Origin of the sequence: Sulfitobacter sp. TMED3, assembly GCF_002167505.1 — a bacterium.
GTDB lineage: Bacteria > Pseudomonadota > Alphaproteobacteria > Rhodobacterales > Rhodobacteraceae > Sulfitobacter > Sulfitobacter pontiacus.
Genome location: NZ_NHBI01000025.1, coordinates 22316 through 47977, shown reverse-complemented (window position 1 = coordinate 47977; position 25662 = coordinate 22316). Strand labels below are relative to the sequence as shown.

23 protein-coding genes are annotated in these 25662 nt (G+C 62.4%); 14 read left to right on the top strand and 9 right to left on the bottom strand.

The window, feature by feature from the left end; all coding sequences use genetic code 11:
• Positions 1-39 precede the first annotated feature (39 nt).
• Together deoC and uraH are read right to left on the bottom strand one after the other, a co-directional pair.
• Entirely contained in the window at positions 40-1041 is a 1002-nt protein-coding gene (deoC, locus tag CBB63_RS07410; RefSeq protein WP_286698693.1) for a deoxyribose-phosphate aldolase, read from the bottom strand.
• Between the two features lie 93 nt (positions 1042-1134).
• Positions 1135-1494, bottom strand: a complete 360-nt coding sequence (gene uraH, locus CBB63_RS07405) for a hydroxyisourate hydrolase (protein WP_286698692.1) — start codon at positions 1492-1494, stop codon at positions 1135-1137.
• A gap of 603 nt (positions 1495-2097) precedes the next feature.
• On the opposite strand from uraH, the gene puuE reads away from it, so the two are divergent.
• The 12 genes from puuE (at position 2098) to CBB63_RS07345 (ending at position 15513) form a co-directional block, all read left to right on the top strand.
• Entirely contained in the window at positions 2098-3510 is a 1413-nt protein-coding gene (gene puuE, locus CBB63_RS07400) for an allantoinase PuuE (protein ID WP_286698691.1), read from the top strand.
• Entirely contained in the window at positions 3507-4322 is an 816-nt protein-coding gene (locus CBB63_RS07395; RefSeq protein WP_005850227.1) for a bifunctional allantoicase/(S)-ureidoglycine aminohydrolase, read from the top strand. The genes puuE and CBB63_RS07395 overlap by 4 nt, the downstream gene beginning before the upstream one ends.
• Complete coding sequence (locus CBB63_RS07390; RefSeq protein ID WP_286698690.1) at positions 4319-4810, top strand: ureidoglycolate lyase; 492 nt, start codon at positions 4319-4321, stop codon at positions 4808-4810. Before CBB63_RS07395 ends, CBB63_RS07390 begins: the two co-directional genes overlap by 4 nt.
• Positions 4811-4869: 59 nt before the next feature.
• Positions 4870-6312: a uracil-xanthine permease family protein gene (locus tag CBB63_RS07385; protein WP_005850223.1), complete on the top strand. Its 1443-nt coding sequence runs from the start codon at positions 4870-4872 to the stop codon at positions 6310-6312.
• Positions 6313-6323: 11 nt separating this feature from the next.
• The gene (locus CBB63_RS07380) at positions 6324-7547 is read left to right on the top strand and encodes a urate hydroxylase PuuD (RefSeq protein ID WP_005850221.1); all 1224 of its coding nucleotides are present in this window, start codon (positions 6324-6326) and stop codon (positions 7545-7547) included.
• Positions 7548-7620: 73 nt separating this feature from the next.
• The gene (gene mutL, locus CBB63_RS07375; RefSeq protein ID WP_286698689.1) at positions 7621-9528 is read left to right on the top strand and encodes a DNA mismatch repair endonuclease MutL; all 1908 of its coding nucleotides are present in this window, start codon (positions 7621-7623) and stop codon (positions 9526-9528) included.
• Positions 9525-10766 (top strand): DNA recombination protein RmuC, encoded by a 1242-nt coding sequence (locus CBB63_RS07370; RefSeq protein WP_286698688.1) that lies wholly within the window; start codon positions 9525-9527, stop codon positions 10764-10766. Before mutL ends, CBB63_RS07370 begins: the two co-directional genes overlap by 4 nt.
• A gap of 143 nt (positions 10767-10909) precedes the next feature.
• Complete coding sequence (locus tag CBB63_RS07365; protein ID WP_286698687.1) at positions 10910-12229, top strand: NAD(P)/FAD-dependent oxidoreductase; 1320 nt, start codon at positions 10910-10912, stop codon at positions 12227-12229.
• Positions 12226-12987: a DUF1365 domain-containing protein gene (locus CBB63_RS07360; RefSeq protein ID WP_286698686.1), complete on the top strand. Its 762-nt coding sequence runs from the start codon at positions 12226-12228 to the stop codon at positions 12985-12987. Before CBB63_RS07365 ends, CBB63_RS07360 begins: the two co-directional genes overlap by 4 nt.
• Positions 12984-14225: an MFS transporter gene (locus CBB63_RS07355; RefSeq protein ID WP_286698685.1), complete on the top strand. Its 1242-nt coding sequence runs from the start codon at positions 12984-12986 to the stop codon at positions 14223-14225. Before CBB63_RS07360 ends, CBB63_RS07355 begins: the two co-directional genes overlap by 4 nt.
• Complete coding sequence (locus CBB63_RS07350) at positions 14222-14785, top strand: DUF3833 family protein (protein ID WP_286698684.1); 564 nt, start codon at positions 14222-14224, stop codon at positions 14783-14785. The genes CBB63_RS07355 and CBB63_RS07350 overlap by 4 nt, the downstream gene beginning before the upstream one ends.
• The gene (locus tag CBB63_RS07345; protein ID WP_286698683.1) at positions 14782-15513 is read left to right on the top strand and encodes an SDR family NAD(P)-dependent oxidoreductase; all 732 of its coding nucleotides are present in this window, start codon (positions 14782-14784) and stop codon (positions 15511-15513) included. Before CBB63_RS07350 ends, CBB63_RS07345 begins: the two co-directional genes overlap by 4 nt.
• Here CBB63_RS07345 and CBB63_RS07340 read toward each other — a convergent pair.
• The 3 genes from CBB63_RS07340 to CBB63_RS07330 all read right to left on the bottom strand — a co-directional run bounded on the left by CBB63_RS07340 (position 15502) and on the right by CBB63_RS07330 (position 17886).
• Positions 15502-16605, bottom strand: coding sequence for a saccharopine dehydrogenase (locus tag CBB63_RS07340; RefSeq protein ID WP_286698682.1), 1104 nt, complete (start codon positions 16603-16605; stop codon positions 15502-15504). The genes CBB63_RS07345 and CBB63_RS07340 overlap by 12 nt on opposite strands.
• The gene (locus tag CBB63_RS07335) at positions 16602-17222 is read right to left on the bottom strand and encodes a glutathione S-transferase family protein (protein WP_286698681.1); all 621 of its coding nucleotides are present in this window, start codon (positions 17220-17222) and stop codon (positions 16602-16604) included. Before CBB63_RS07335 ends, CBB63_RS07340 begins: the two co-directional genes overlap by 4 nt.
• Before the next feature lie 10 nt (positions 17223-17232).
• Positions 17233-17886, bottom strand: coding sequence for a histidine phosphatase family protein (locus CBB63_RS07330; RefSeq protein WP_286698680.1), 654 nt, complete (start codon positions 17884-17886; stop codon positions 17233-17235).
• Between the two features lie 210 nt (positions 17887-18096).
• On the opposite strand from CBB63_RS07330, the gene fdhF reads away from it, so the two are divergent.
• Both fdhF and CBB63_RS07320 read left to right on the top strand, forming a co-directional pair.
• Entirely contained in the window at positions 18097-20865 is a 2769-nt protein-coding gene (gene fdhF, locus CBB63_RS07325) for a formate dehydrogenase subunit alpha (protein ID WP_286698679.1), read from the top strand.
• 2 nt (positions 20866-20867) lie between these two features.
• Positions 20868-22073: a hydantoinase/carbamoylase family amidase gene (locus CBB63_RS07320; protein ID WP_286698678.1), complete on the top strand. Its 1206-nt coding sequence runs from the start codon at positions 20868-20870 to the stop codon at positions 22071-22073.
• Here the strand turns inward: CBB63_RS07320 and CBB63_RS07315 are convergent.
• From CBB63_RS07315 to CBB63_RS07300, 4 genes are all read right to left on the bottom strand, one after another.
• Positions 22062-22289: a WGR domain-containing protein gene (locus tag CBB63_RS07315; protein ID WP_286698677.1), complete on the bottom strand. Its 228-nt coding sequence runs from the start codon at positions 22287-22289 to the stop codon at positions 22062-22064. The genes CBB63_RS07320 and CBB63_RS07315 overlap by 12 nt on opposite strands.
• A gap of 106 nt (positions 22290-22395) precedes the next feature.
• On the bottom strand, positions 22396-22782 hold the full coding sequence (locus CBB63_RS07310; protein ID WP_502695881.1) for a GNAT family N-acetyltransferase: 387 nt from the start codon (positions 22780-22782) through the stop codon (positions 22396-22398).
• Between the two features lie 74 nt (positions 22783-22856).
• Entirely contained in the window at positions 22857-23558 is a 702-nt protein-coding gene (locus CBB63_RS07305; protein WP_286698675.1) for a response regulator transcription factor, read from the bottom strand.
• Positions 23555-25465 carry a PAS-domain containing protein gene (locus CBB63_RS07300; RefSeq protein ID WP_286698674.1) on the bottom strand — a complete coding sequence of 637 codons (1911 nt, stop codon included), beginning with the start codon at positions 25463-25465 and terminating at the stop codon, positions 23555-23557. The genes CBB63_RS07305 and CBB63_RS07300 overlap by 4 nt, the downstream gene beginning before the upstream one ends.
• Positions 25466-25662: the final 197 nt, after the last annotated feature.

Below are 25662 nucleotides of genomic sequence, written 5' to 3'. Positions count from 1 at the left end.
TTTTCAAAATACTCAAATCCGACATTGGTTTCACGCGGCTCAGCTGATGGCGTGACGATGGCTTGCGGAATAGCTGCCCGACACATGGTGGTCGAGCTGACGTTCGATGTCGCCCAATAGCGACGAGGCCCCGAAACGGAAGAGGTCGGGCTGCAACCAGCGGTCGCCCAATTCCTCTTTCATCATGGCCAGATAGACCAGCGCGTCCTTCGCCTTCGATATCCCGCCCGCGGGCTTGTAGCCAANGCGAAAGCCGGTGCGGTCGAAATAGTCGCGGATCGCGCGGATCATCACGAGGGTCACGGGCAGGGTCGCATTNACGCTTTCCTTNCCGGTGGAGGTCTTGATGAAGTCAGCACCCGCCATCATGCAGATCAGCGAGGCACGCGCGACNTTGCGCAGGCTGCCCAACTCTCCGGTCGCGAGGATNGCCTTGACATGCGCATCGCCACAAGCGGCNCGGAAGGCNCGCATTTCATCATACAGCGCCTGCCAGTCGCCTGACAGCACATGGCGGCGCGAAATAACGATNTCGATCTCGGCGGCTCCGGCGGCGACGCTCATCTCGATCTCGCGCAGACGCAGCTCGAACGGGGAGAGACCNGCGGGAAATCCTGTCGAGACGGCGGCAATCGGGATGCCTGTGCCCTGCAGTGCTGCTTTGGCGGGGGCGATCATCTCGTGGTAGACACAGACCGCGCCCACGGTGATCTGCGACATGCCAAGCGCGTCCAGCAGCGCGGGCGCAATCGGTTGACGTGCCTTCGCACAAAGCCGCTCGACACGGCGNGCGGTATCATCCCCTGACAGCGTGGTCAGATCGATGCAGCTGACGGCGCGCAGCAGCCACGCGGCCTGATACTCTTTCTTCACGGAACGGCGCGCGGGCAAACCCGCGGCGCGGCGCTCCACCGCAGAGGAGTTCACCTGCACGGCGCGCACCCAATCCATATCCAGCGGCATCCCCGGATTGCGGGGTTCCGTCACCTGTGGCAGGTGGCTTTGGGCCAGTTCGGTCGGGTCATATACATGCGTGGACATGGGCGCTTTCCTGTCTGATCAGACAGGCAATGTGCCACGGGGCAACGGCGCAATGCAAGCATCGCGCCCTCACGTCACATCCGCCAGCGGCGTTCAGCTGCCGCGATAGGTTGAATAGCCGAACGGCGATAGCAAAAGNGGCACGTGATAATGCGCATCCGCATCCGAAATGCCAAAGCGNAGGGGGATCTGGTCNAGGAANCGCGGTGCTTCGGGCTCCGCTCCGATGGCATCAAGATAGGCCCCGGCTTCGAACACCAGCTCGTAGGTGCCAGCCGCAAACTGACCCTTGGGCAAGATCGGCGTGTCGGTGCGACCGTCAGCATTGGTGGTCATCTGCACCAGNTTCATGCGGTTGGCCCCCTCGATCCGGTAAAGCGTGATTTCCAGCCCGCCTGCGGGGCGGCCGCGNGCGGTGTCCAGAACATGCGTCGTCAAATAGCCGTTTGCCATGGGTGGGGTCTTTCCTGATCCGTTGGACCCTTACGATAGGCGGGTGTCGGGCTAGGTCAATGGCGGATTGNTGGGCGGCTTTCTGGGCGCGTCCGCGCTGAAAGAGGCGGTGATTCGGGCGATGGCGAAAAATAATTCGCCTACCGAATCGTTTTTGCTTGAGCCGCGAATCATCCTGCGCCTATATGGTACACAACATTCAATCGGAGGTGTTGCCTGCCAGCGACCCATACAATCCGAGTATGTATTCTGGGGGACAGAATTCTTATGATCGGGCAAGTCGCACGTGGTGCGACGATCATTGGGCAGGGGCCGACAGGACTCGTGTTGCATAGCGCAGCAAGAGCGGCCCCTTCCACTCACTTTCCCGCCCGATATGCCCCCCGCATGTGTTTAAGTTTCAGGCCGGCCAGCGCCTTAGAACTTTCGCTATAAGAGAGCAGGGCCACTCGAGCCGATCTGGCAGCCGGCCGACCTTTCGGGAAGGGTTGGCTGGCTGTACATTGCGAAAAATCAGTGCCAGAAAACCGTTGGTTGACNAAAACAACGGCCCGCAGCGCGCGGTTTCCCCGCGCGCGCAGGCGCTGACCAAAGGACGATCCCATGACACGCTACCCTCGTGATTTTCACGGCTACGGCCCCACACCGCCTGATGCACAATGGCCGGGCGGCGCGCGGATCGCGGTGCAATTCGTGCTGAACTATGAAGAAGGCGGCGAGAACTGTCTGCTTCACGGGGATGCCGCGTCAGAGGCCTTCTTGTCCGAGATCGTCGGGGCCGCCCCTTGGCCGGGGCAACGTCACTGGAACATGGAATCCATCTATGACTACGGCGCGCGGGCGGGCTTTTGGCGGTTGCACCGTCTGTTCACGGGTGCCGAGATCCCTGTTACCGTTTATGGCGTCGCCACCGCCTTGGCGCGGTCCCCGCAGCAGGTAGAGGCGATGACCCAGGCCGATTGGGAAATCGCAAGCCACGGGCTGAAATGGATCGATTACAAGGACCACACCGCCGAGGTCGAAAGCGCCGACATGGACGAGGCGATCCGCCTGCACCGCGAGGTCGTCGGCACAGCGCCGCGTGGCTGGTACACGGGGCGCAGCTCTGTGAACACGGTCGCGCTGGCGTCAGAGACGGGGGCCTTCGACTATATCTCGGATACATACGACGATGATCTGCCCTATTGGATGCAGGTGGCAGGGCGCGATCAGCTGATTATCCCCTATACTCTTGATTGCAACGATATGCGCTTTGCCACGCCGCAGGGCTTTAATTCGGGCGATCAGTTCTATGCCTATCTGCGCGATACCTTCGATGCGCTTTATGCCGAAGGCAGCGCCGGGCAGGCCAAGATGATGTCGGTCGGGCTGCATTGCCGTCTGATCGGGCGACCCGGACGGATACAGGCGCTGAAACGCTTTATCGACTACATCAAAGGGTTCGAAGGCGTCTGGACGCCGCGCCGCATCGACATCGCTGACCATTGGCGAGTCACCCATCCGCCTCAGCCGCGCCTGCGTCTGGACCAGATGGACCGCGCCAGCTTTGTCGCGAAATTCGGTGGGGTGTTCGAACATTCAGCGTGGATCGCCGAACGCGCCTATGACCTTGAACTTGGGCCCGCGCACAACTCTGTCGCGGGGATACATAATGCTTTGGCGCGGATGTTCCGGTCGGCGACGCGGGCGGAACGCTTGGGCGTGCTGACCGCGCACCCCGATCTGGCGGGCAAGCTGGCGGCGGCCAAACGGCTGACGGCTGAAAGCACGCAAGAACAAGCCAGCGCCGGGCTGGACGCCTTGACCGATGCCGAGCGCGCCCGCTTCGAGACGTTGAACAGCCAATACGTCGCGAAACACGGGTTTCCCTTTATCATCGCGGTGAAGGATCACGACAAGGACGGCATCCTGCGCCAGTTCGAGACCCGCATCGCCAACGCAACCGAAGATGAATTTACCACCGCATGCGCACAGGTCGAACGGATCGCACGGCTGCGTTTAGAGGATATGCTATGACCTATGCCTTCCCCCCCGGCGGTCTGCCCGACCAGACTGTCTCTCCTGAAAGCACGGCTGTGTTCACGGACGCCTACGCGGTGATCCCTGCCTCGGTGCAGCGGGACATCGTCACCAGCTTGCTGCCCGGATGGGTAAACACACGCGCGTGGGTACTGGCGCGGCCGCTGACCGGATTTGCCGAAACCTTCGCGCAATACGCGGTAGAGCTTGCCCCCAAGGGTGGCAGCGACACGCCCGAGCCGGACGCGCAGGCGCAAGCGGTCTTGTTCGTGGCCACAGGCCGCGCGCGGTTGACGCTGGACGGGCAGGGGTATGATCTTGTGGCAGGGTCTTACGCCTATATTCCGCCCGCGGCCAAATGGACGCTGTGGAACACCGGCGATACGCCTTGCGGCCTGCACTGGGTGCGCAAGCGCTATGTGCCCGTGGACGGCTTGGATGCGCCGGAGGCATTCGTGACCCATGACGACGAAGTCGCGCCGATCGCCATGCCCGATACTGATGGCGCTTGGGCGACCCAGCGTTTCGCGGACCCAGGCGATCTGCGCCACGACATGCACGTCAATATCGTGACCTTCCAACCGGGCGGGCGCATCCCTTTCGCAGAGACCCATGTGATGGAGCACGGGCTTTACGTCATTCAGGGCACGGCTGATTATTTGCTGAACCGCGACTGGGTGCCGGTTGAAGCGGGCGATTTCATGTGGCTGCGCGCTTTTTGTCCGCAGGCCTGTATCGCAACGGGGCAAGAACCCTTCCGCTATCTGCTGTATAAGGACGTGAACCGCCACATGCCGCTGTCGCTATGAGCCCGCGCGAGATCACTGTGCAGCCCCTGACCGCAGATGCCTTCGCCCCTTTCGGTGAAGTGCTGGACGCGTCGGGCGCGCCGGACCGGATCATCAACGCGGGGCTGTGTGGGCGGCACCATGATCTGGCAAAGCTGGATTTCGGGCCCGACGGTCGCGCGGGCATCAGCATCTTTAACGCGCAGGCCCGTCGTCTGCCGTACCAGTTGGACCTGCTTGAACGGCACCCCGAAGGGTCGCAAGCCTTCCTGCCACTGACAGGCGCGCCGTTTCTTGTGATCGTGGCTCCCGACGAGGGCGATATCCCCGGCACACCGCTGGCGTTCTTGACGGCACCGCATCAAGGCGTGAACTTTCGGCGCGGGACATGGCACGGCGTGCTTACCCCTTTGGCAGAGCCCGGGCTTTTCGCCGTGGTGGACCGCATCGGCACCAGCCCCAACCTTGACGAATACCCGCTGGACCCGCCTTATGTGATCAAGGGGTAAACCCCGCAGATAATCGGACCGCACAAATAGCGGCCAGTGATCAACAAGGGACATTTGATATGACACGCCACGCCATCGGCACGCCGGAACAACTGCGCGACCCCAATTACATGCCGCCGCTGTATCGCGCTATTCCTCTGGGGGTTCAGCACGTGCTGGCGATGTTCGTGTCCAATGTCACCCCCGCCATCATCATCGCGGGCGCGGCGGGCTTTGGGTTCGGGTCGAACTCGCCCGACTTTCCCGAACTGCTGTACCTGATCCAGATGTCGATGCTGTTTGCCGGTGTCGCGACGCTGCTGCAAACGCTGACGCTGGGGCCTGTCGGGGCAGGGCTGCCGATTGTGCAGGGCACGTCTTTCGCGTTCATCCCCATCATGATCCCTCTGGTGGCGGGCAAGGGTGTGGACGGGCTTGCCGCGCTGTTCGGAGGCGTTGTGATCGGCGGTATGTTCCACGCCTTTCTGGGGCTGTTCATCGGCAAGATCCGATTTGCGCTGCCGCCGCTTGTCACGGGGCTGGTGGTCACGATGATCGGCCTGGCGCTGGTCAAGGTGGGGATCCAATACGCTGCCGGTGGTGTGCCCGCGATTGGCACGCCTGCCTATGGCAGCCTGCTGAACTGGTCGGCCGCGCTGGTGGTGATCTTTGTCACATTGGGGATCAAGTTTTTCACCCGCGGGATGCTGTCAATCTCGGCTGTGCTGATCGGCTTGATCGTGGGGTATATCTATGCGCTGGCCGTGGGGATGCTCAGCTTTGGCGACATCAGCGGGTCGTGGTCACGCTCTGCCGCCTTCGCGCTGCCCAATCCGCTGAAATACGGGTTCGAGTTTTCGGCAGCGGCGATCATCGGCTTTTGTCTAATGGCGTTTATCTCGGCGATTGAAACCGTGGGCGACGTTGCCGGGATCACAAAGGGCGGCGCGGGCCGCGAAGCGACCGACCGCGAAATCCAGGGCGCGACCTATGCCGACGGGATCGGGTCCGCCGTCGCCGGTCTTTTTGGGGGGCTGCCCAACACCTCCTTCAGCCAGAACGTCGGCCTGATCGCCATGACAGGCGTGATGAGCCGCCACGTCGTCACCGTCGGCGCGCTGTTCCTGATCCTCTGCGGGCTGGTCCCCAAGGTCGGCGGCGTGATCCGCACCATCCCGATCGAGGTTTTGGGCGGCGGGGTTATCGTGATGTTCGGCATGGTCGTGGCCGCTGGCATGTCGATGTTGTCCGACGTGGACTGGAACCGCCGCAATATGGTGATCTTTGCCATCTCGATCTCGATCGGTCTGGGGCTTCAGCTGGAGCCCGGCGCGGTGCAACACCTGCCCGACACGGCCAAGATCCTGCTGACCAGCGGTCTGCTACCCGCGGCCCTGATTGCTATTGTACTGAACCTGCTTCTGCCCGAAGAACTGGCAGAGGAATCAACCGAGGAAGTCTCGGGCGGGTTGTCAGGCAGTTCTAAGGGTAAACTGCCGCATACACCCAAGACGCTACACTAAGGAGCCACCCCATGTACGATATGGCCGCCATTGGCGCTTGGATCGAGTTTGCCGTTCGCTGGGTGCATGTCATCACGGCCATCGCGTGGATCGGGTCGTCGTTCTACTTTATCGCGCTGGATCTGGGCCTGCACCGCGACCGCAACCTCAAAACCGGCGCGGACGGGGAAGAATGGCAGGTCCACGGCGGCGGGTTCTATCACGTGCAGAAATATCTGGTGGCCCCCGCGCAGATGCCCGACGATCTGATCTGGTTCAAATGGGAAAGCTATTCGACGTGGCTTTCCGGCTTTGCCTTGCTGATCCTGGTCTACTACCTCGGGGCGGAATTCTATCTTGTCGATCCCACTGTCGCGGAACTGGCGAACTGGCAGGCCGTGGGGATTTCCCTGTTGTCGCTTGGCTTTGGTTGGCTGGTCTACGACCAGATCTGCAAAAGCAAATTCGGCGATAACAACACAAGGCTGATGATCGGCCTCTATGTGATCCTTGTGGGGATGGCCTATTTCTATACCTCGGTCTTCTCGGGGCGTGCAGCGTTGCTGCATCTGGGCGCGTTCACCGCGACGATCATGTCGGCGAACGTGTTCTTCATTATCATGCCGAACCAGCGGATCGTGGTGGCCGACCTCAAGGCGGGGCGGGTGCCGGATGCGAAATACGGCAAGATCGCCAAACAGCGCAGCACGCATAATAACTATCTGACCTTGCCGGTCATCTTCCTGATGCTCAGCAACCACTACCCGCTGGCCTTCGCGTCGGAAATGAACTGGCTGATTGCAGCATTGGTGTTTCTGATGGGGGTCACGATCCGCCATTACTTCAACAGCCTGCATGCGCGTCAGGGCAATCCGACGTGGACATGGGCGGTCACCGCGCTGTTGTTCGTCACGATCATGTGGCTGTCGACCGCGCCGATGTTCCGCAGCGTCGAGCCGGAAGAGGCCACCGGCCCCGCACTGCGCTTTGCCCAGGCCGAAGGGTTTGACCGGGTGCATGATATCGTGCGCGGTCGGTGCAGCATGTGTCATGCGGCGGAACCCGCGTGGGACGGGCTGCTTTGGCCGCCGAAATCCATCCGGCTTGAGACAGAACATCAGATCGCCAGCGCGGCCAAACAGATCTATTTGCAAGCGGGTGTGACAGATGCGATGCCCCCCGCCAACTTAAGCCATATGCAGGCCAGCGAACGCGCCGAGATCGTCGCCTGGTTCAATGCAGCCACACAGGATTAACCTCGCCGACGAGCGTTAACCATCCGTATTCGCGGCTTTCAGAATCGCGCGCCTCTATGCTAGGTCTAGCCGCATGGCGCATCCAAACCCCAATATAAGCGAAAATCGCCCGGTGATCCGGCAGCTCGACGACTCGGCAATTAACCGTATCGCCGCCGGAGAGGTCGTTGAACGCCCTGCCTCTGCGGTCAAGGAGCTGGTCGAGAACGCAATTGATGCAGGCGCGCGGCAAATCACGGTGGAATATGCCGATGGTGGCAAGACCCTGATCCGCGTCACCGACGACGGCTGCGGCATCGCCGCGGACGATCTGACGCTGGCGCTGTCCCGGCACGCGACCTCGAAGATCGACGGGACGGACCTGCTGAACATCCACACCTTCGGTTTTCGCGGCGAGGCGCTGCCCTCGCTCGGGGCTGTCGGGCGGCTGACCATTTGCAGCCGTGTTGCCGGACAGGACGGGGCCGAGATTTCAGTCAACGGCGGCGTGACCGGCCCTGTGCGCCCTGCTGCGCTGAATGGTGGTACCGTCGTCACCCTGCGCGATCTCTTCTTTGCCACGCCCGCACGGTTGAAGTTCCTGCGCACCGATCGCGCCGAGGCGCAGGCGATCTCTGACATCATCAAGCGGCTGGCGATGGCGGAACCCTTCGTGCGTTTCACCCTGCGCGATGTGTCCGGCGACGGACCGGGCCGCGAGGTGTTTCGCGCCGAGGCCGAACAGGGCGATATGTTCGCCGCGCTGCACGGGCGTTTGGCGCAAGTGCTNGGGCGCGANTTTGCTGAAAACGCGCTGGCCATCGATGCCGAACGCGAAGGGCTGCACCTGACGGGCTACGCGGCCCTGCCGACCTATTCGCGCGGCTCTGCCGTGACGCAATACCTGTTTGTGAACGGGCGTCCCGTCCGTGACAAGCTGCTGGTGGGGGCGTTGCGCGGGGCCTATTTCGACCTGCTGAGCCGTGACCGCCATCCCGCCGCCGCATTGTTCGTCGATTGCGATCCCAAGCTTGTGGATGTGAACGTCCACCCGGCCAAATCCGAAGTGCGCTTTCGCGATCCCGGACTGGCACGCGGGTTGATCGTATCGGCGCTGCGCCATGCGCTGGCGGATGCGGGGCACCGTGCCTCGACCACCGTGGCGAATGCGACTTTGGGGGCGATGCGCCCCGAACAGCCCGGTGCGCGGGTGTATCAGATGGACCGCCCCTCGCTTGGTGCGCGCAGCGCTGCCTATCAGGCGCAAGCGCCCGAACCCGGCTTTGCCGAAACCGCCGGCATGTGGGGCCGTGTTGAAACGCCCCCCCAGTACGAGGCTGGCGGCGCTGACGTCCAGACCCACGACACTCAGACCCACGACGCACACGATGCACACACTCCCGCCGCCGAACCCGCGCCGGACTTCCCCCTTGGGACCGCGCGGGGACAGGTGCACGAGAATTACATCATCGCACAGACGGCGACGGGCATGGTCATCGTGGACCAGCACGCGGCGCATGAACGACTGGTCTATGAAAAGCTGAAACGCCAGATGGCCGAAAACGGTGTCGCGGCGCAGGCCTTGCTGATCCCCGAGATCGTGGATCTGTCAGCGTCGGACTGCGCGCGGCTGCTTGAGGTCGCGGAAGACCTCGCGCGGTTTGGACTGGGGATCGAACCCTTTGGCGGCAGTGCCATTGCCGTGCGCGAAACGCCCGCGATCCTTGGCACAGTGGACGCCAAGGCGATGGTGCTGGATATCCTTGATGAGCTCGCGGATCAGAACGAAAGCAACACGTTACAGGCCCGGATCGAGGCGATCCTCAGCCGTGTGGCCTGTCACGGTTCCATCCGCTCGGGCCGCTGGATGCGGGGCGAGGAAATGAACGCGCTGCTGCGCGAGATGGAGGCGACGCCCCATTCCGGCCAGTGCAACCACGGCCGCCCCACCTATGTCGAGCTGAAGTTGAGCGATATCGAACGTCTGTTCGGGCGCACATGATCCAGCTTGGCGGTGAAACCTACGCGCTGACAGACCCTGCCATGCTGTTGCTGATTGGCGGCGGGGGCGTGGTCTTGCTCGTGCTGATCCTGCTGGTGATGGCGGTGCGTGCGGCGGGGCGGTCGGCGCGGGTCGCGGCCCCGCTGGCGCGACAGATGCAGATACTGGGCGGCCATGTGCAACAGCTTGGCATGGGGCAGGAACAACTGCGCGGNGGCTTGCAAACCGTGTCGGATACCCAAGCCAATGCACAGGCCCAGATGGTGCAAAGCATCGAGGCCCGCATGGCCCATGTGCAGCAACAAATGCAGGACCGGCTGGCCGAGAACGCGGCCCGCTCTGCCCGGTCCTTGGCAGAGATGCAGGAACGCATGAGCGCGACACTTCACGGTTCCAGCAAGCAGACGACGACCAGCCTGACCCAGCTACAGGAACGGCTGGCCGCGATTGACAAGGCGCAGGACAATATCACCAAACTGTCGGGCGACGTGTTGTCGCTGCAGGATATCCTGAGCAACAAACAGACCCGTGGCGCATTCGGTGAAATCCAGCTGCACGATATCGTCTCTAAGGCGCTGCCAAGTGACAGCTATACGATGCAGGCGACGCTTTCCAACGGCAGGCGCGCGGATTGNCTGATCCACCTGCCGAACCCGCCCGGCCCGATCGTGATCGACAGTAAATTCCCGCTTGAAGCCTACGAAGCCCTGCGCCGTGCCAAGACGGAATACGAGGTCAAGGATGCCGCCCGCGCCATGCGGGTTGCGGTCAAGTCGCATATTCAGGCGATCACCACGAAATACATCATCGAGGGCGAGACCGCGGATGGCGCGCTGATGTTCCTGCCCTCGGAAGCCGTCTATGCCGAGCTGCATGCGAACTTCCCTGAACTCGTCCGCGAAGGCTTTGATGCGCGGGTCTGGATCGTATCNCCGACCACCTGCATGGCAACGCTGAATACGATGCGCGCGATCCTCAAGGATGCGCGGATGCGGGAACAGGCAGGGGCTATCCGCAAAACGCTCAAGATGCTGCACCGCGATGTCGAGATCGTGGTCGAACGTGTTGGCAAGCTGAACACCCATTTCGGGCAGGCCCGCGCTGATCTTGAAGGTTTGGGCACGGCTGCTGAACGCGCGGGTAAACGNGCGGCAAAACTGGATAATTTCGATTTCGAAGAACTGTCAGAGCAGGATANTCGCGTTGTGCCNCTTTCGCGCCCTGACAAACGGCCCTGACGGGCTATCTAAGCGAGGAGCCACGACAAGGGTGTCACAAAAAGTCGTAGTTAGTGTCTGATTAACTGCAACTCCTGTACCGTCCAGCCCGTGTATCCCCGAAACTGCCGATACAAATCTGACAGACTGGAAATTCTCGCCTTATGCCATTTGAAGCCATCGACCCGCCACAGAACCGCTCTTTGGCAGGCCACCGAAAGATTGCCGTCATCGGCGCGGGTATTTCCGGCATGGGGGCGGCGCATATGCTGGGCGACGACCATCAGGTGACCTTGTTCGAAAGCTGCCCCCGTCTGGGNGGNCACGCGCGCACGAAGATGGCGGGCAAGAACGGCGACCAGCCTGTAGATACGGGCTTTATCGTGTTCAACTACGCCAATTATCCCAACCTCGCCGCGCTGTTCAAAGAGCTNGANGTGCCGGTGGTCAAATCCAACATGAGCTTCGGGGCCTCCATCGATGGGGGGCGGTTGGAATACGGGCTGATGACGCTGGATTCGATCTTCGCGCAGCGACGCAATGCGCTGAATCCGAAATTCCTGCGTATGTTGACCGATATCGTGCGGTTCAACAGCACGGCGACCAANCTGGCGCAAGACCGTACGCTGACCATCGCGGGGTTCTTGGACAAGCTNGGCGCGGGTGAATATTTTCGCAAATACTACCTGACGCCGCTGTCGGGCGCGATCTGGTCGACGCCGGTGGACAAGATCATGGATTTCCCNGCCTATTCCATGATCGACTTCTTCGAGAACCACGCCTTGCTGAGCCACACAGGCCAGCACCAGTGGTATACGGTTNAGGGCGGGTCNCAGGAATATGTGAACCGTCTGGGNGCATCGCTGACAGCCAAGGGCGTCGACATTCGCCTTGGCACGCCNGTGCAATCCGTCCGCCGCACGCCCTTGGGCGCAGAGGTGAAAACCCATGGCGCGGAATGGGAAGCGTTTGACGAGGTCGTCTTTGCNAGCCATTCGGATGANACGCTTGCCCTTCTGGCCGACCCAAGCGCGGCAGAGCGTGCGGCCTTGGGNGCGGTGAAATACCAGCCTAACGACGTGGTGCTACATGCCGATGCCTCTGTTATGCCCAAGCTGCGCAAGACCTGGGCCTCGTGGATCTATGCCGAGGATAAGGGGCAGAAGTCCGACCGGATCGACCTGACCTACTGGATGAACTCGCTGCAACCGATCCCGATGGACGACCCGCATTTNGTGACGCTCAATACCAAGCGCCCGATCCGCGAAGAGCTGATCTATGATCAGGTCACCCTGCGCCATCCGGTCTATGATCTGGGCGCGCTGGCCGCACAAGAGCAGGTGCGCGCCTTCAACGGCACGCAGAATACNTGGTTCTGCGGCGCNTGGATGAAGCATGGCTTCCACGAGGACGGGCTCTCTAGCGCTGTTGANGTGGTGCAGGGGCTGCGGGCCAAGGCNAAGGTNGCACTGGCCGCAGAATGAGCGCCNGCGTCGATCATATCCGTGGTGTGACCTATCATGGGCGCAAGGGGGCGGTCGAAAACAGCTTTCGCTATTCGGTCGATTACGTGGTTCTGGATGCAGAGGCATCGCTGCAAACACCAGCGTTGTTCGGGCGCAACCGCGGGGCCGTGACATCGCTGTGGGACGAAGACCACGGCGGAGCCAAAGGCGCGGGTCGCGGGGCCGCGTGGGTGCGCGATGTTCTGGCACAGCACGAAGTCACGGGCGTCGCGCGGATAGAGCTGATGGCGCAACCGCGCGTGCTGGGGCATGTGTTCAACCCTGTCAGTTTTTGGCTGTGCCACCGCGCGGACGAGGCGCTGATCGCCGTGATATCAGAGGTATCGAATACCTTCGGTGACCGGCACAGCTATCTATGCCACCACGATGACCTGCGCCCGATCACGGCCACAGATCATCTGCACGCGACCAAGATTTTCCACGTATCGCCATTTCAGCCGGTCGAAGGGGGATACAGTTTTCGCTTTGATATCCGCGCCGACCGTATTGGTGTCTGGATCGATTATACCCAGTCCGAAGGGGGTTTGATCGCCACCCTGACGGGCCGTCGTGGCCCTCTCACGAACCGGGCAATCCTGTGGTCGCTGCTGCGGCGTCCCTTCGGGGCGCGGCGGGTGTTGGCCTTGATCCACTGGCAGGCGCTAAAGCTGTGGTGGAAAGGCGGCGGCTATCGCCCGCGTCCTGAACCGCCGGTGAAAGACGTGTCGGGCACGTGACCCGTTCGGCGCATCAACTGCCTGCCTATGCGCTGTTTGCGTCGCTTCTGGCGGCGGCGGGGCTGCCGATTTATATTCACGCGCCCAAGTTCTTTGTTGATGAATACGGGGTGTCTCTCGGGGCTTTGGGCACGGTGCTTTTTGCGCTGCGCCTGTTGGATGTGGTGCAGGACCCGTTGCTGGGGCGGCTATCGCAAGCCTTGCGTCACAGGCGCGGCGCGGCTGTCGCCGTCGGTGTCGCCCTGATGGCTGTATCGATGTTTGCCCTGTTCGCAGTACCGCCCTTGCTGCCGCCGCTGTTGTGGTTCGCGCTGACACTGACGGGGGTGTTTTCGGCGTTCAGCTTTCTGACGATCTGCTTTTACGCGCAAGGGGTCTCTAAAGCCGCGCAGTTGCCCGGACGCGGGCATCTGGTGCTGGCGCGCTGGCGCGAGACGGGGGCGTTGCTGGGTGTCTGCGTGGCCTCGGTCCTGCCTGTGATGCTGGGGCTGGTGATGGGGGCCCCGTTTACAGGGTTTGCCATCGGTTTTGCCGCACTTGGTCTGGGCAGCGTCCTTGCCATGCGGGGCGAATGGCGCGGCGCGGATATCGCGGGCCCTACGGGGATGGGTGTGGTCCTGCGCGATCCGATTGCCCGTCGGTTGCTGCTGATCGCGCTGTTCAATGCGGCCCCTGTCGCGGTCACATCTACGTTATTTCTGTTCTACGTCGAAAGCGTGCTGCGTGCCCCGGGGTGGGCGGGGGCGCTGCTGTTGCTCTTCTTTCTTTCGGCTGCTGTGGCCGCCCCGCTATGGGGCAAGCTGGCAGAGCGTTTCAGCCCCAAACCTGTCCTGCTATCCGCAATGGGCTTGGCGATCCTTGTGTTTGCAGGGACTTTGCTGCTGGGGGCGGGGGATGTGGCGTGGTTCGTGCTGGTCTGCATCGCCTCTGGCGCGGTGCTGGGGGCCGACCTGACACTGCTGCCCGCGATGTTCTCCGCGCGGATGGCGGTGGTCGCCCCGCAGGCCGCCGAGGGGTTCGGGCTGTGGTCGCTGGTGTCGAAATTCGCCCTTGCCTTCGCGGCGATAACGCTACTTCCCACCCTGCAGGCGTCCGGCTTTGACAGCGGTACGACGGGCAATGGACCGGTGGCAATCTCGACGCTCATATGGCTCTATGCTGGCGTGCCTTGCGGGCTCAAGCTGTTGGCCATCGGTTTTCTGGCCGCCACGCCGATGCAAAAGGATGATGAAGAATGATGGACATGTTGCAGTTTGCTCTGGGGGCCGCAGTGGTGGCCGCAATCTGGCTGGCGCGGCGGCGGATCACCGATTTCCCTGCGCAAAAGCCGTCGGATTATGCGGATGACTACACCGTATTTGACATGACGAAACATCTGGACGGGGCCATGGTTTGCGAAGGCGTGATCTTTGGCCCCGCGGGGCGGGTCACCAGCAGTTTCGTGGCAGATTTCAACGTGACATGGGACGGCGACACCGCACGTATCGACGAACATTTCGTCTATGACGACAACACGACCCAAGACCGCACATGGACGATCACATTGGGCGAGACGGGGCATTTCACCGCCACCGCNCCGGACGTCAANGGCACGGCCAAGGGNCGCAACGTCGGTGCGACGGTGCAGTCGAAATACACCATCAGGCTGCCCGATGACGTNGGCGGGCACCTGCTGAATACCGTGGACTGGATGTATCTGACCGGCGATGGCACGATCATCAACCGCAGTCAGTTCCGAAAATTNGGGGTGAAGGTGGCCGAATTGGTCGCCACCATCCGCAGAAAGGACGCAGCATGACCGAATGGACAGGAAAACGCTATTGGCTGATCGGGGCGAGCGCCGGACTGGGCGAAGCNCTGGCACATAAGCTGGGCCGACTGGGGGCCGAGGTCATCGTCTCTGCCCGGTCTGAAGACAAGCTGGCGGCGCTGGTCGATGAACTGCCCGTTTCCGCAAGCTACCAGACCATCGACGTGCAGGATATCGACAGCNTCCGNGCGGCNGTCAANGCCGTCGGGCCGGTGGATGGCGTCGTCTATCTGGCGGGGGCCTATTGGCCCTTTGGNGCCAAGGAGTGGGAGCCGGAGCATGCGACCACNATGATCGATGTGAACCTCACCGGGCTGGTGCGCGTGATGGGCGAAGTGGTGCCNGATATGGTCAAGCGCGACGCGGGCCACATCGTGATCACCTCTAGNCTNACGGCCTATCGCGGGCTGCCAAAGTCTATCGGCTATACGGCGTCCAAGGCGGGCACCTTGTCCTTGGCGGAATGTATGCACGCCGACCTGCGCAAGACCGGCGTGAAAGTTCAGGTGATCAATCCTGGTTTCATCCGCACGCAGCTGACCGACAAGAACGACTTCAAGATGCCCTTTTTGATGGAGCCCGAGGCCGCCGCGCAGCAAGTGGTCGAGCANATGAGCGGCAGCAGNTTTAAGAAAAGCTTCCCCTTCGGGTTCTCGCTTTTCTTCCGGCTGGCGCAGTTCCTGCCCGACGGCATCTACTACCGTCTATTCGGGTGAGTTGACCGGGCGNGTGANCCGCCCGATCTGANCGCGTNACACGGCGGCGCTGTGTTCTTNNAACAGCGCANGNGCCCGCGCCCAGACNGGCGAGGCATCTTCCGCCAGTGCCGAGAGCGTCGGCAGCAGCTGCGCGGCGTAGTCTTCAGAGCTTTCCAGCGGCAGCATNGANGGCAGGTTGTCNATCGCGGTGACATCCANAGGTGGGGTGTCATGCACGCGTAANGCGGGCTCTTCCCATGTGGTCGCGCGGTCATANACCGGCACGGGGTTGAAGTCGCTGTCGGGATCGCAGGCGATATCGCCGATCACCCGCAGCGCGCGATCCCTGTCCAGCGCGCTTTTGGGCACGAAAACCGGTGTNTGCGGTCCNGCCAGAATGCAGTTGAAAAACAGCACATGCTGCAAAATCTCGGGGAAGGGGCCGCCGTGGGCNGTCTCCTTCATATCCCATCCGGTGACCTTGATCCCCAGACGGCCGCAAAGATCGGCGGCACCGCTGCCCACCCGACCAAGNGCGCCGATGACCANNGCGTCGGGCGNGNCNAGCCCGTCGATCTCTGCCGCGAGGTCGCGGGTCAGCGCATCGGCGTTNGGATAGGGCGTGATGGGGGCGACAGCNTGCCCACGGGTTTGGGCGGCCCAGCATTTGACGGCCACCGCCGCCCCCGCGAACCCCGCCCAATAGCCAAAGGCGGCGACGCGTCGGCCNGTCTCGTCGGTCAGATACTCAAGGTCNAGCAAGGTGCCGCCGCCCGCCTTGAAACGTTGTAGCAGGATACGCCCCGCCGATTGGCCTTTGTAGGCGTGACCGAACATGATGTGCCGGTGCACCAGCGGTGTGCCGTCCTCTGGCAGTTCCTTCAGGCCAAAGATGATCGCATCGGCAGGCGCGTCGGGCCAGCTGTTCTGTGGCGCGATGGTGCAGCCCGTGGCCGCATAGGCATCGGTCGCGATCACGCGGCTGTCCGAGGCTTCGACGGTGACGCGAAANCCCTGCGCCATCAACGCGGTAACCCCTTCGGGTGTGATGCCGACGCGGGTTTCATTGTCGCGCTGTTCGGCGCGAACCCATAGATGTGGCGCGGTCATAGCATCCCCTTGTCTTTCACCGCTGCCACGCTGGCGCGGGCGGTCATCTGNTGCATGAATGTCGTGATCTTGGGGTAGGCCGCCGTATCCACGCCGTCGCCNTCAAGCCAGTTGCACACGACGAACAGATAGGGATCGGCAAGGCTGAAATCCTCGCCCAACACATAGGGCCCACGCAGGATATCGCTTTCGACAAAATCGGCACAGGCGGCCATGGTTTCGGGCACCTGAGCCGTCATATCCTCGAAGCTGGATTGTTGTTTGGCCCAACGCGATCCGCGCATCTTGTGGGCATGGGCGACATGCATGGTAGAGGCGAGGTAGTACATCGCGCTGCGCATCTGTGCGGCGGCGGTCGGGTCCGTGGGGACCAGCCCGGCTTTGGGCGCAATGGCAGCGACATAGTCCAGCAGCGCNCCGGTNTCGGTCAGGATCGTATCATCCTCNAGCCGNAGCGCAGGCACGCGTCCCTTGGGGTTGATCGCCAGATATTCGGGTTTCGTCTGCTCTGCCGTGGCGAAATCGACGCGCACCGGCTGATAGGGCAGGGCGGCTTCTTCGATGGCAATCGCCACCGCGACAGAGATGGTTCCGGGCGTAAAATATAGCGTAAGCATCGTTTGCCTTTCAGATATGGGTCTGCGCGACACGGCGTGCGGGGGTATCCAGATGGGGCACCGCGTTGAACAGCACCGGCGACCAGTGGCCGCCAATGGGGAACAGCCGGTGCATCGACGTGTGCATGATCGCCAGCGCGATGCGCGACATGGCCGGAATGCCCAGCCCCATCGCCTGCGCCATCACCATCGAGATNAGCCCCCCAGAGGTCACGACCAGCGCCGGCCCGTCCCCGTCCGANATCTCTGATAGCACAGATTTGATGCGCCCTTCGAAATTGGCGTAGCTCTCGGGCGGGTTTTCGAGCCTGTCGCTTTTCCACGTCTCGAACACCAGCGGCAGGTGGTTGGTGAACCCGCCCTGTTCCGTGGGGAAAGGGATGCCGTGCTGCTGCTCCATCATGGTGGCGAGGGTGAAATACTCAAGCTCGTTCAGCCGCGCGTCGCGTATCGGTTCAAGCCCGGTGTTCATCCCNTCTGCCGTCTCNATATGGCGGCGCAGCGTGCCGGTATANAGCCGCGTGTGGTGNNTTTCGGACTGGCGCAGGTGGTCGCCCAGCCACGCGGCCTGTTCGTGGCCAAGCGGGCTTAGCTTGTCATAGCTGATTTCGTCCTTGGCCTGNGAATTTGCCTGACCGTGACGGATGAGGGTAATGTGGGACATAGCGCGCCTTTTTCTGTTGCGCCATTGATAGGCAAGCCATGCGCGGGTGGAAAGCCTGCCNGCCNCTCGCATGTCGATTTTTTGCAAGCGGCCCCCCGNGTCGCGTATCGGAAACGCCGGTGGCGCAAAAACGGGGCAGGGTGTCGGGAATATGACTGCCGTCGCATNCGTGCCCTGCCTATACTGCGGGGCGGTACAGGAGGGTTCCCCATGGCGGATAAGGTAAAATTCACGCTCGACGGCGAAGAGGTTGAGGCCGACACCGGGCTGACCATCTGGGAGATCGCCAATGGGCGCGGTCTGAAAATCCCGCATCTGTGTTTCACGCCCGAGCCGGGGTATCGCCCCGATGGCAACTGCCGTGCCTGTATGGTCGAGATTGAAGGCGAACGCGTGCTGGCCGCCTCCTGCCTGCGCGAACCGAGCGACGGTATGGTCGTCACCACCAACAACGCGCGCGCCGAAAATGCCCGCAAGATGGTGATGGAACTGCTGGTCACCGATCAGCCCGCCCCCGAAGTTGCCCACGATAAATCCAGCCACCTGTGGGACATGGCCGCGATGGAAGGTATCTCGGAAAGCCGCTTCCCCAAGCTGGAAGAGGGGCGCATCCCGTTGCTCGACGACAGCCATGTGGCGATGCGTGTGAACCTTGATGCCTGTATCCAGTGCAACCTGTGTGTGCGCGCCTGCCGCGAGGTGCAGGTCAATGATGTGATCGGGATGGCCGGTCGCGGGCATGACAGCTATCCGGTGTTCGACATGGCCGACCCGATGGGCGCGTCCTCTTGTGTGGCGTGCGGTGAATGTGTGCAGGCCTGCCCCACGGGGGCGCTGATGCCCGCCACGGTGGTCGATGACGCGCAGGTTGGGGACAGCGCCGATTTCGATAGCGAAGTCGACAGCATCTGCCCGTTCTGCGGTGTGGGCTGTCAGGTGTCGCTGAAGGTCAAGGACGGCAAGATCAAATACGTCGAGGGCATCAACGGTCCCGCGAACGAAGGGCGGCTTTGCGTCAAGGGGCGCTTTGGTTTTGACTATATCCACCATCCCCATCGTCTGACCAAACCGCTGATCCGCCGCGACGACGCCCCTGCCAAGGGGTTGAATGTCGATCCCGGAAATTGGCAAACCCACTTCCGCGAAGCCACCTGGAACGAAGCGCTGGAGTTTGCTGCGCAGGGCATGAAAAAGATCGGCGGCACTGGTGTTGCGGGCTTTGGGTCGGCTAAATGCACGAACGAGGAAGCCTATCTTTTCCAAAAGATCATCCGGCAGGGATTTGGCCACAACAACGTCGATCACTGCACCCGTCTGTGCCATGCCTCGTCGGTGGCCGCGCTGATGGAGAATGTCGGTTCGGGTGCCGTCACCGCGACCTTCAACCAGATCGAAAACGCCGATGTTGCGATTGTGATCGGCGCGAACCCGACCGAAAACCACCCCGTCGCGGCGACCTTCTTCAAGCAGTTCGCCAAGCGCGGCGGCAAGCTGATCGTGATGGACCCGCGCGGTCAGGCGCTGAAGCGGCACGCGTCGCATATGCTGCAATTCCGCCCCGGCACCGATGTGTCGATGCTGAACGCGATCATGCATGTGATCGTCGAGGAAAAGCTTTACGATCAGCAGTATATCGAAGCCTACACCGAAAACTGGGAGATCGAGAAAGCCCACCTGAAAACCTTCACCCCTGAAAAGATGTCCAAGATCTGCGGCATCGACGCGGAGGTGCTGCGCGATGTGGCGCGGACCTTTGCGGGGGCGAATGCGGCGATGATTTTCTGGGGCATGGGCATTTCGCAGCACATCCACGGCACCGATAATTCGCGCTGCCTGATCTCGCTTGCGCTGATGACGGGGCAGATCGGGCGGCCCGGCGCGGGGCTGCATCCGTTGCGGGGGCAGAACAACGTGCAGGGCGCGTCTGACGCGGGGCTGATCCCGATGTTCCTGCCCGATTACCAGTCGGTGTCCGATGATGGCGTCCGCTCTGCCTTTACCGAGGTGTGGCAAAGCAGCGATTTCAGCGACAAGAAGGGCCTCACCGTGACCGAGATTATGGACGCGGTGCATGACGGGGATATTCGCAGCCTCTATGTGCTGGGTGAAAATCCGGCGATGTCGGACCCCGATGTGGAACACGCCCGCGATGCGCTGGCCAAGCTCGATCATCTGGTGGTGCAGGATATCTTCCTGACCGAGACCGCGAATTTTGCCGATGTGATCCTGCCCGCCAGCGCCTTTGCCGAGAAATCCGGCACGGTGACCAATACCAACCGACAGGTGCAGATGGGCCGCCCCGCGGTGTCACCGCCCGGCGATGCGAAAGAGGATTGGTGGATCGAGGTGGAACTGGCCAAACGTCTGGGGCTGGGCTGGACCTATACCGACCCGAGCGAGGTTTTCGCCGAGATGAAGCTGAATATGTCGTCGCTCAATAACATCACTTGGGACCGGTTGGAGAGCGAAGGGGCGGTGACCTACCCATCCACCAGCCCCACCGATCCGGGGCAGGCGATTGTCTTTGCCGATGGCTTCCCCCGACAGGACGGACGCGCGCGGTTTACCCCCGCCAGCATCATCGCGCCTGACGACGCGCCGGATGACGACTATCCGATGATCCTGACCACGGGCCGGCAGCTTGAACATTGGCACACGGGGTCGATGACGCGGCGGTCCTATGTGCTTGATGGGCTTGAGCCCGAGGCGAACTGTTCGCTCCACCCGTCTACCTTACGCAAGTTGGGGGTAGAGCCGGGGGGCTATATCCGGCTCACGACCAAGCGCGGGTCGATCGAACTGATGGCCCGCGAAGACCGCGCCGTGTCGCCCGATATGGTGTTCCTGCCCTTTGCCTATGTCGAAGCGGCGGCAAATATCCTGACAAATCCAGCGGTTGACCCTTATGGCAAAATCCCCGAGTTTAAATTCTCGGCCGTGAAAGTAGAGGCCGCAACAGCCCCCCAACTCGCGGAGTAACCATGCAGATCAACCCCGACCGCTTTCTCGCCGACCTTCACAAATTGCGTTCGTTTGGCGCAGCGGGGGTGGGCAAAGGGGTGATCCGCCCGGCCTATAGCGACGCCGATGTCACCGCGCGGGACTGGCTGGCCGATCAGATGCGCGATGCCGGACTGCGGGTNGANATGGACCAGATGGGCAATCTTTTCGGCTTGGCNGANGGGCCGTCGCTNTTGATGGGGTCACATTCCGATAGCCAGCCCGAAGGCGGATGGCTNGACGGCGCGCTTGGCGTGATTGCCGCGCTCGAGGTCGCCCGCGCCGCAGCCGAGGCGGGCGGCCCCGCGATCTCTGTCGTGTCGTTNCAGGATGAAGAGGGGCGNTTTGGCGTCACCACGGGCAGNGCCGTTTGGGGCGGGCATCTGGATCAGGNCGCCGCCGATGCGCTGACCGATCATGCGGGCGTGACCCTTGGCGACGCGCGTCAGGCCGTGGCGCATCTNGTCACGGGCGAGGTGTCGCCCGATCTGTTCACCGGCTTTGTCGAGTTGCATATCGAACAGGGGCCGACGCTGGATACNAGNGGCGAACAGATTGGNGTGGTCACCGATATCGTCGGCATCCGCGANATGAAGATCACCTTTGACGGGCAGCAGAACCANGCGGGCACCACACCGATGCANCTGCGNCGNGATGCGTTTCAGGCGGTCTCTGCCTTCAATGCCGCGTTGANCGANCGGCTGCGCAATGTCGTCACACCGCAGACTGTCTGGACCATCGGCCATGTCACGCTGCACCCAAATGCATCCTCTATCGTGCCGGGGCGTGCGGTGTTTTCGATGCAGTGGCGCGACGCGGATGCGGACCGTCTGGGCCGGATGGANCAGATCATCCGCGACACCGCCACCGAGATCGCGGCGCAGCAGGGGCTGGCGGTCAGCTTTGGCACAATGCTGGGGCTGGAACCTGTCGCGATGGACCCGACCCTGCGCACCGCGCTGGAAGCNGGCGCGGAAGAGGTCGCGCCGGGCAACTGGCGCAAGATGCCGTCNGGNGCGCTGCATGACGCGACCAATGTGTCGCGCAAGATGCCGGTGGCNATGCTGTTTGTGCCGTCGATCGGGGGGCTGTCCCATACNTTCGAGGAAGACACGNCCGAGGCCGATCTGNTGGCCGGNGTTCAGGTGCTTGCCCGCGCNGTGACGCGGCTGGGGTCAGTGACGTAGATAGCCGCGACGCTCGGCCCGTGTGCGATAGCGGTCCGCCATTTTTGACGCCTCGCGCAGGTTGCCGAAACACTGGATCACCGCTTTGGGCTGGCCACCTGCGACGCCCCATTCGCGCAGGACAGANACTTCGCTGAACAGGTTCATCGCGATTTCGACGCGATAGAACAGCCGTCTNTGGGCGGGGTTGGTCCTGTACAGCAAGCATTCGATCATNGGTAGAATCTAGCGGGCCAAGGGGCAGGCGCGCAATAAAAAACGGCAGCGCCCGAGGCAGAAAAGACAGCGTTGCCATCTGTGGCGGCAGGTGGCAACGCGTCGCTCAGGCGACGGTTTTGCGNAGGGTGATGCTGGTGGGGCGGTCAAACCCCGCNTGCGCTNTGCGGGCATATTCGTGAAAGCCGANCGCGCGAAAGGTGGCGTGGTTGTCCAACAGCTCCACCCGCGTTTGCAGNTCCAGCTGGCCAAGGTGCAGGGCACGGGCGCGGCTCTCGGCGTGGGTGATCAGATGGNGTGCCAGCCCCAGTCGCTGNTGGCTGGGGGCGACGCAGANCTTGCCCAGATAAAGAACCGCGGGTTTCACGCTCAGCACCACACACGCCACGGGTGGCGCNCCGATCACCCAGATTTCATCCCTATCCGCNGTGGCTTGCAGCGATGGCAAAGTGGTTTGACCAAGCGAGCTTGGCGGGTCAATGCGCCCCTCCATATAGGCAAAGCAGTCGCGCATCAGATGGAGCACGTCGCCCAGATGGGGGCTGCCACCGCTGATGCGACGGGGGGTCAGCTCCATGTGACGTCGCCNAGAAAGATGTAGCCCGCGCCATAGATCGTCTTGATCAACTGCGGGTTTTTGGGGTCTTCGCGCAGTTTGGTCCGCAGCCGCGAAATCCGCACGTCCATNGCCCTGTCAAAGCTTTCAGAGGCGACGCCGCCAAGGCTCGACTGCATCTGCGCGCGGCTGAGCAGACGTTTGGGCGCNTCCAGAAACAGGCGCAGCACCTCCCCCTCCGCGTGGGAGAAGGGGGTTTCGACGCCGCTTTCATCCTCAAGCGCGTAGCGGTCGAAATGNGCCTTCCACCCGCTGAACGCGGCGACGGTGCCGGCTTGCGGCGTGGGTTTGGCGCTGCGCAGACGGGCGCGGATACGGGCGACGACCTCTGCCGGATCAAAGGGCTTGATGATGTAGTCATCCGCGCCAAGTTCCAGCCCCGTGACGCGGTCCTGCACCTGTGCGCGGCCCGAGATGATGATCACGATGGCCCCTTGTTCCAGCGCCAGACGATGCACCAGCGTCAGCCCGTCTGAATCCGGCAGGGACAGGTCCACCAGACAGACATCGGGGGTGTGGGTCGCCAAGGCGGCCTCGAACGCGCGGGCGCGGCTGAACGACAGCGTGTCAAAGCCCGCTTCCTCTAAAGCGTCGGCGAGAAGCGTGCGGATTTCGGGTTCATCGTCCAGAATGGTGACGAGGGGGCGGGTCATTGGGCGGCACTCTCTTTCGGGGCAATCAGCGCGGTCAGATCCGCAATCTCGAAGGGTTTGCGCANNACGGGGGCAAGGGTTTGCGCCTCNAGAAACTGGGCATCATCGGGCGGGAGCGAGGTCATCAATACCAGCGGCGGCGCATCGGCGGGTAGGCGTTTGGCAAGGTCCAGCCCCGTCGCCTCGCCCATAAGCTGGATGTCGGACAGGATCAGCGCGATGTCGGGCAGATCGGCCAGCAGGGCGGTGGCTTCATCCGCGCTGGCAGCTTCGATCACGGAATGGCCCAGCCCCATCAACATGTCTCGCACCAGCGCGCGCAGGTCATCGGCGTCTTCGACCAGCAGGACCAGTCCGGTGGTGGCAGCCACGGCGGGGCGGTAGGGCAGCCGCATGGTCACCTGCGCGCCATGGGCCGTATTGCCAAGGCGCAGATCGCCCCCNGCCGATTTCACCATGTCATAGACCATCGGCAGCCCCAGCCCCGANCCTTCGGCCCCTTTGGTCGTAAAAAACGGATCAAACCCGTGTTCCAGCGCCGAGGGCGAAAATCCGGGGCCGGTATCGCGCAAGACCCATTCGATCCATGTGTCATGGACCTGTCGTANTTCAAGCGAGATCGCCCCCGCNGCNCCNCAGGCATCGCGGGCGTTCAGGATCAGGTTCAGCAGCCCGTCCTGCACCAGCCCGCTGTCCAGCAGCACGGGGGTGTCACCCATCTGGTTGTCGATGCTTAGCGTCATGCCCTTGGGCAGGGTGGGGCGCGCGATCAGAGTCAGATCTTCAAGCAGCCGCGGGATATGGGTCGCAGTCGGACGCAGCGTGCGCGCGCCCGTCATATCGGCAATAGAGCTGAGCAACGTGCCGCCCCGGCGCGCCGCGGCAAGGGTGCCTTCGATGAGGGGGGCGGCCTCTGCCGGTTGGCCGTCCAACCGCCCCAGCCGGGACTGTAGGCCAAGGATGATCGTCAGCAGGTTGGAAAAATCATGCGCCAGCCCCGAGATCACCTGCGCCGCGATCTCGCGTCGTCGGGTCTGCTGCAGGGCGACACGGTTCTGGGTTTCCTCGGTCACATCCATCGACAGGATATAGACCCCGCCGTTTGTGTCGGGGGTGAAGGCGCCGCGGATGCGCCGGGCGCTCATCTCGTCCGTGAATTCGATCACCGACGGCTTTCCGGCAAAGGCTTGGGTGAGCGAGGGGGCAATAGAATCGTAGGCCTGCTCACCCAGAACCTCTGCGATATGGCGGCCGATCAGATCCGCGCGCCGCCCCGGCATGACAGAGGCCAACCGCCGATTTGAATAGGTGTAACAGGCGTTTGCATCCACATGGGCGATATGGGCCGGCATCATTTCTGTGGTCAGCCGCGTGCGGGCTTCGGACAGGGTGAGCTGGCGTTTTGCCTCTTCCAGCGCGGTGTTCATCGCGGCAAGTTCGCGGTTGGTGGCTGACAGTTCTTCGGCGTGGGCCAGCACCTGCCCCGACAGCGCATCAGACCGGGCGCGCAGCAGTNCCTCTTGCTGNTTGGTGCGGGTGATGTCGGTGTAGACGGTGACCCAGCCGCCTTGGGGCAGGGGGGAGCCTTCGACCGAGATGGTGCGGCCATTGGCGCGGGTACGTTCCATATAATGGGGTTCAAACGCGCGAGCCTGTTCCACCCTTTCGGCCACGAAATGCGCCACGTCGTCCACGTCNCCGTATTCACCCAACTGTGCCAGCAGGGTGATCGTTTCCTGAAAGCTCGCACCGGGGGTGACCAGCGCTTTGGGGAGGTCGAACATCTGCTGGAACGGTGCATTACACAGCACCAGCCGCAAATCCGCGTCATAGATCGTCAGCGCTTGCGCGATCAGGTTCAGCCCCGCAGCGGTCATGAGTTTTGTCTGGTGATCGTCGATCTGCATGCNNCCTCCCCCCGCGGCAGACTGCACCATCCCCACAGCGCCGCCAAGCGCAACCTTGGGAAATCACGCCTGTTACAATTCGTTAGAATTGAGAAATCATTAGGTAAAAGTTGACGCAGAGCATCAGGTCAACATCATGGTGTGACATCAGAATCGCACCAGCGATCGACCTGCCGAAAAAGAGCAGGGTTTGGGAG

Bases quoted from the DNA above. Each gene is read 5' to 3' on its own strand.
- puuE (WP_286698691.1), top strand. From the start codon at position 2,098: ATGACACGCTACCCTCGTGATTTTCACGGCTACGGCCCCACACCGCCT.
- CBB63_RS07395 (WP_005850227.1), top strand. From the start codon at position 3,507: ATGACCTATGCCTTCCCCCCCGGCGGTCTGCCCGACCAGACTGTCTCT.
- CBB63_RS07390 (WP_286698690.1), top strand. From the start codon at position 4,319: ATGAGCCCGCGCGAGATCACTGTGCAGCCCCTGACCGCAGATGCCTTC.
- CBB63_RS07385 (WP_005850223.1), top strand. From the start codon at position 4,870: ATGACACGCCACGCCATCGGCACGCCGGAACAACTGCGCGACCCCAAT.
- CBB63_RS07380 (WP_005850221.1), top strand. From the start codon at position 6,324: ATGTACGATATGGCCGCCATTGGCGCTTGGATCGAGTTTGCCGTTCGC.
- fdhF (WP_286698679.1), top strand. From the start codon at position 18,097: ATGGCGGATAAGGTAAAATTCACGCTCGACGGCGAAGAGGTTGAGGCC.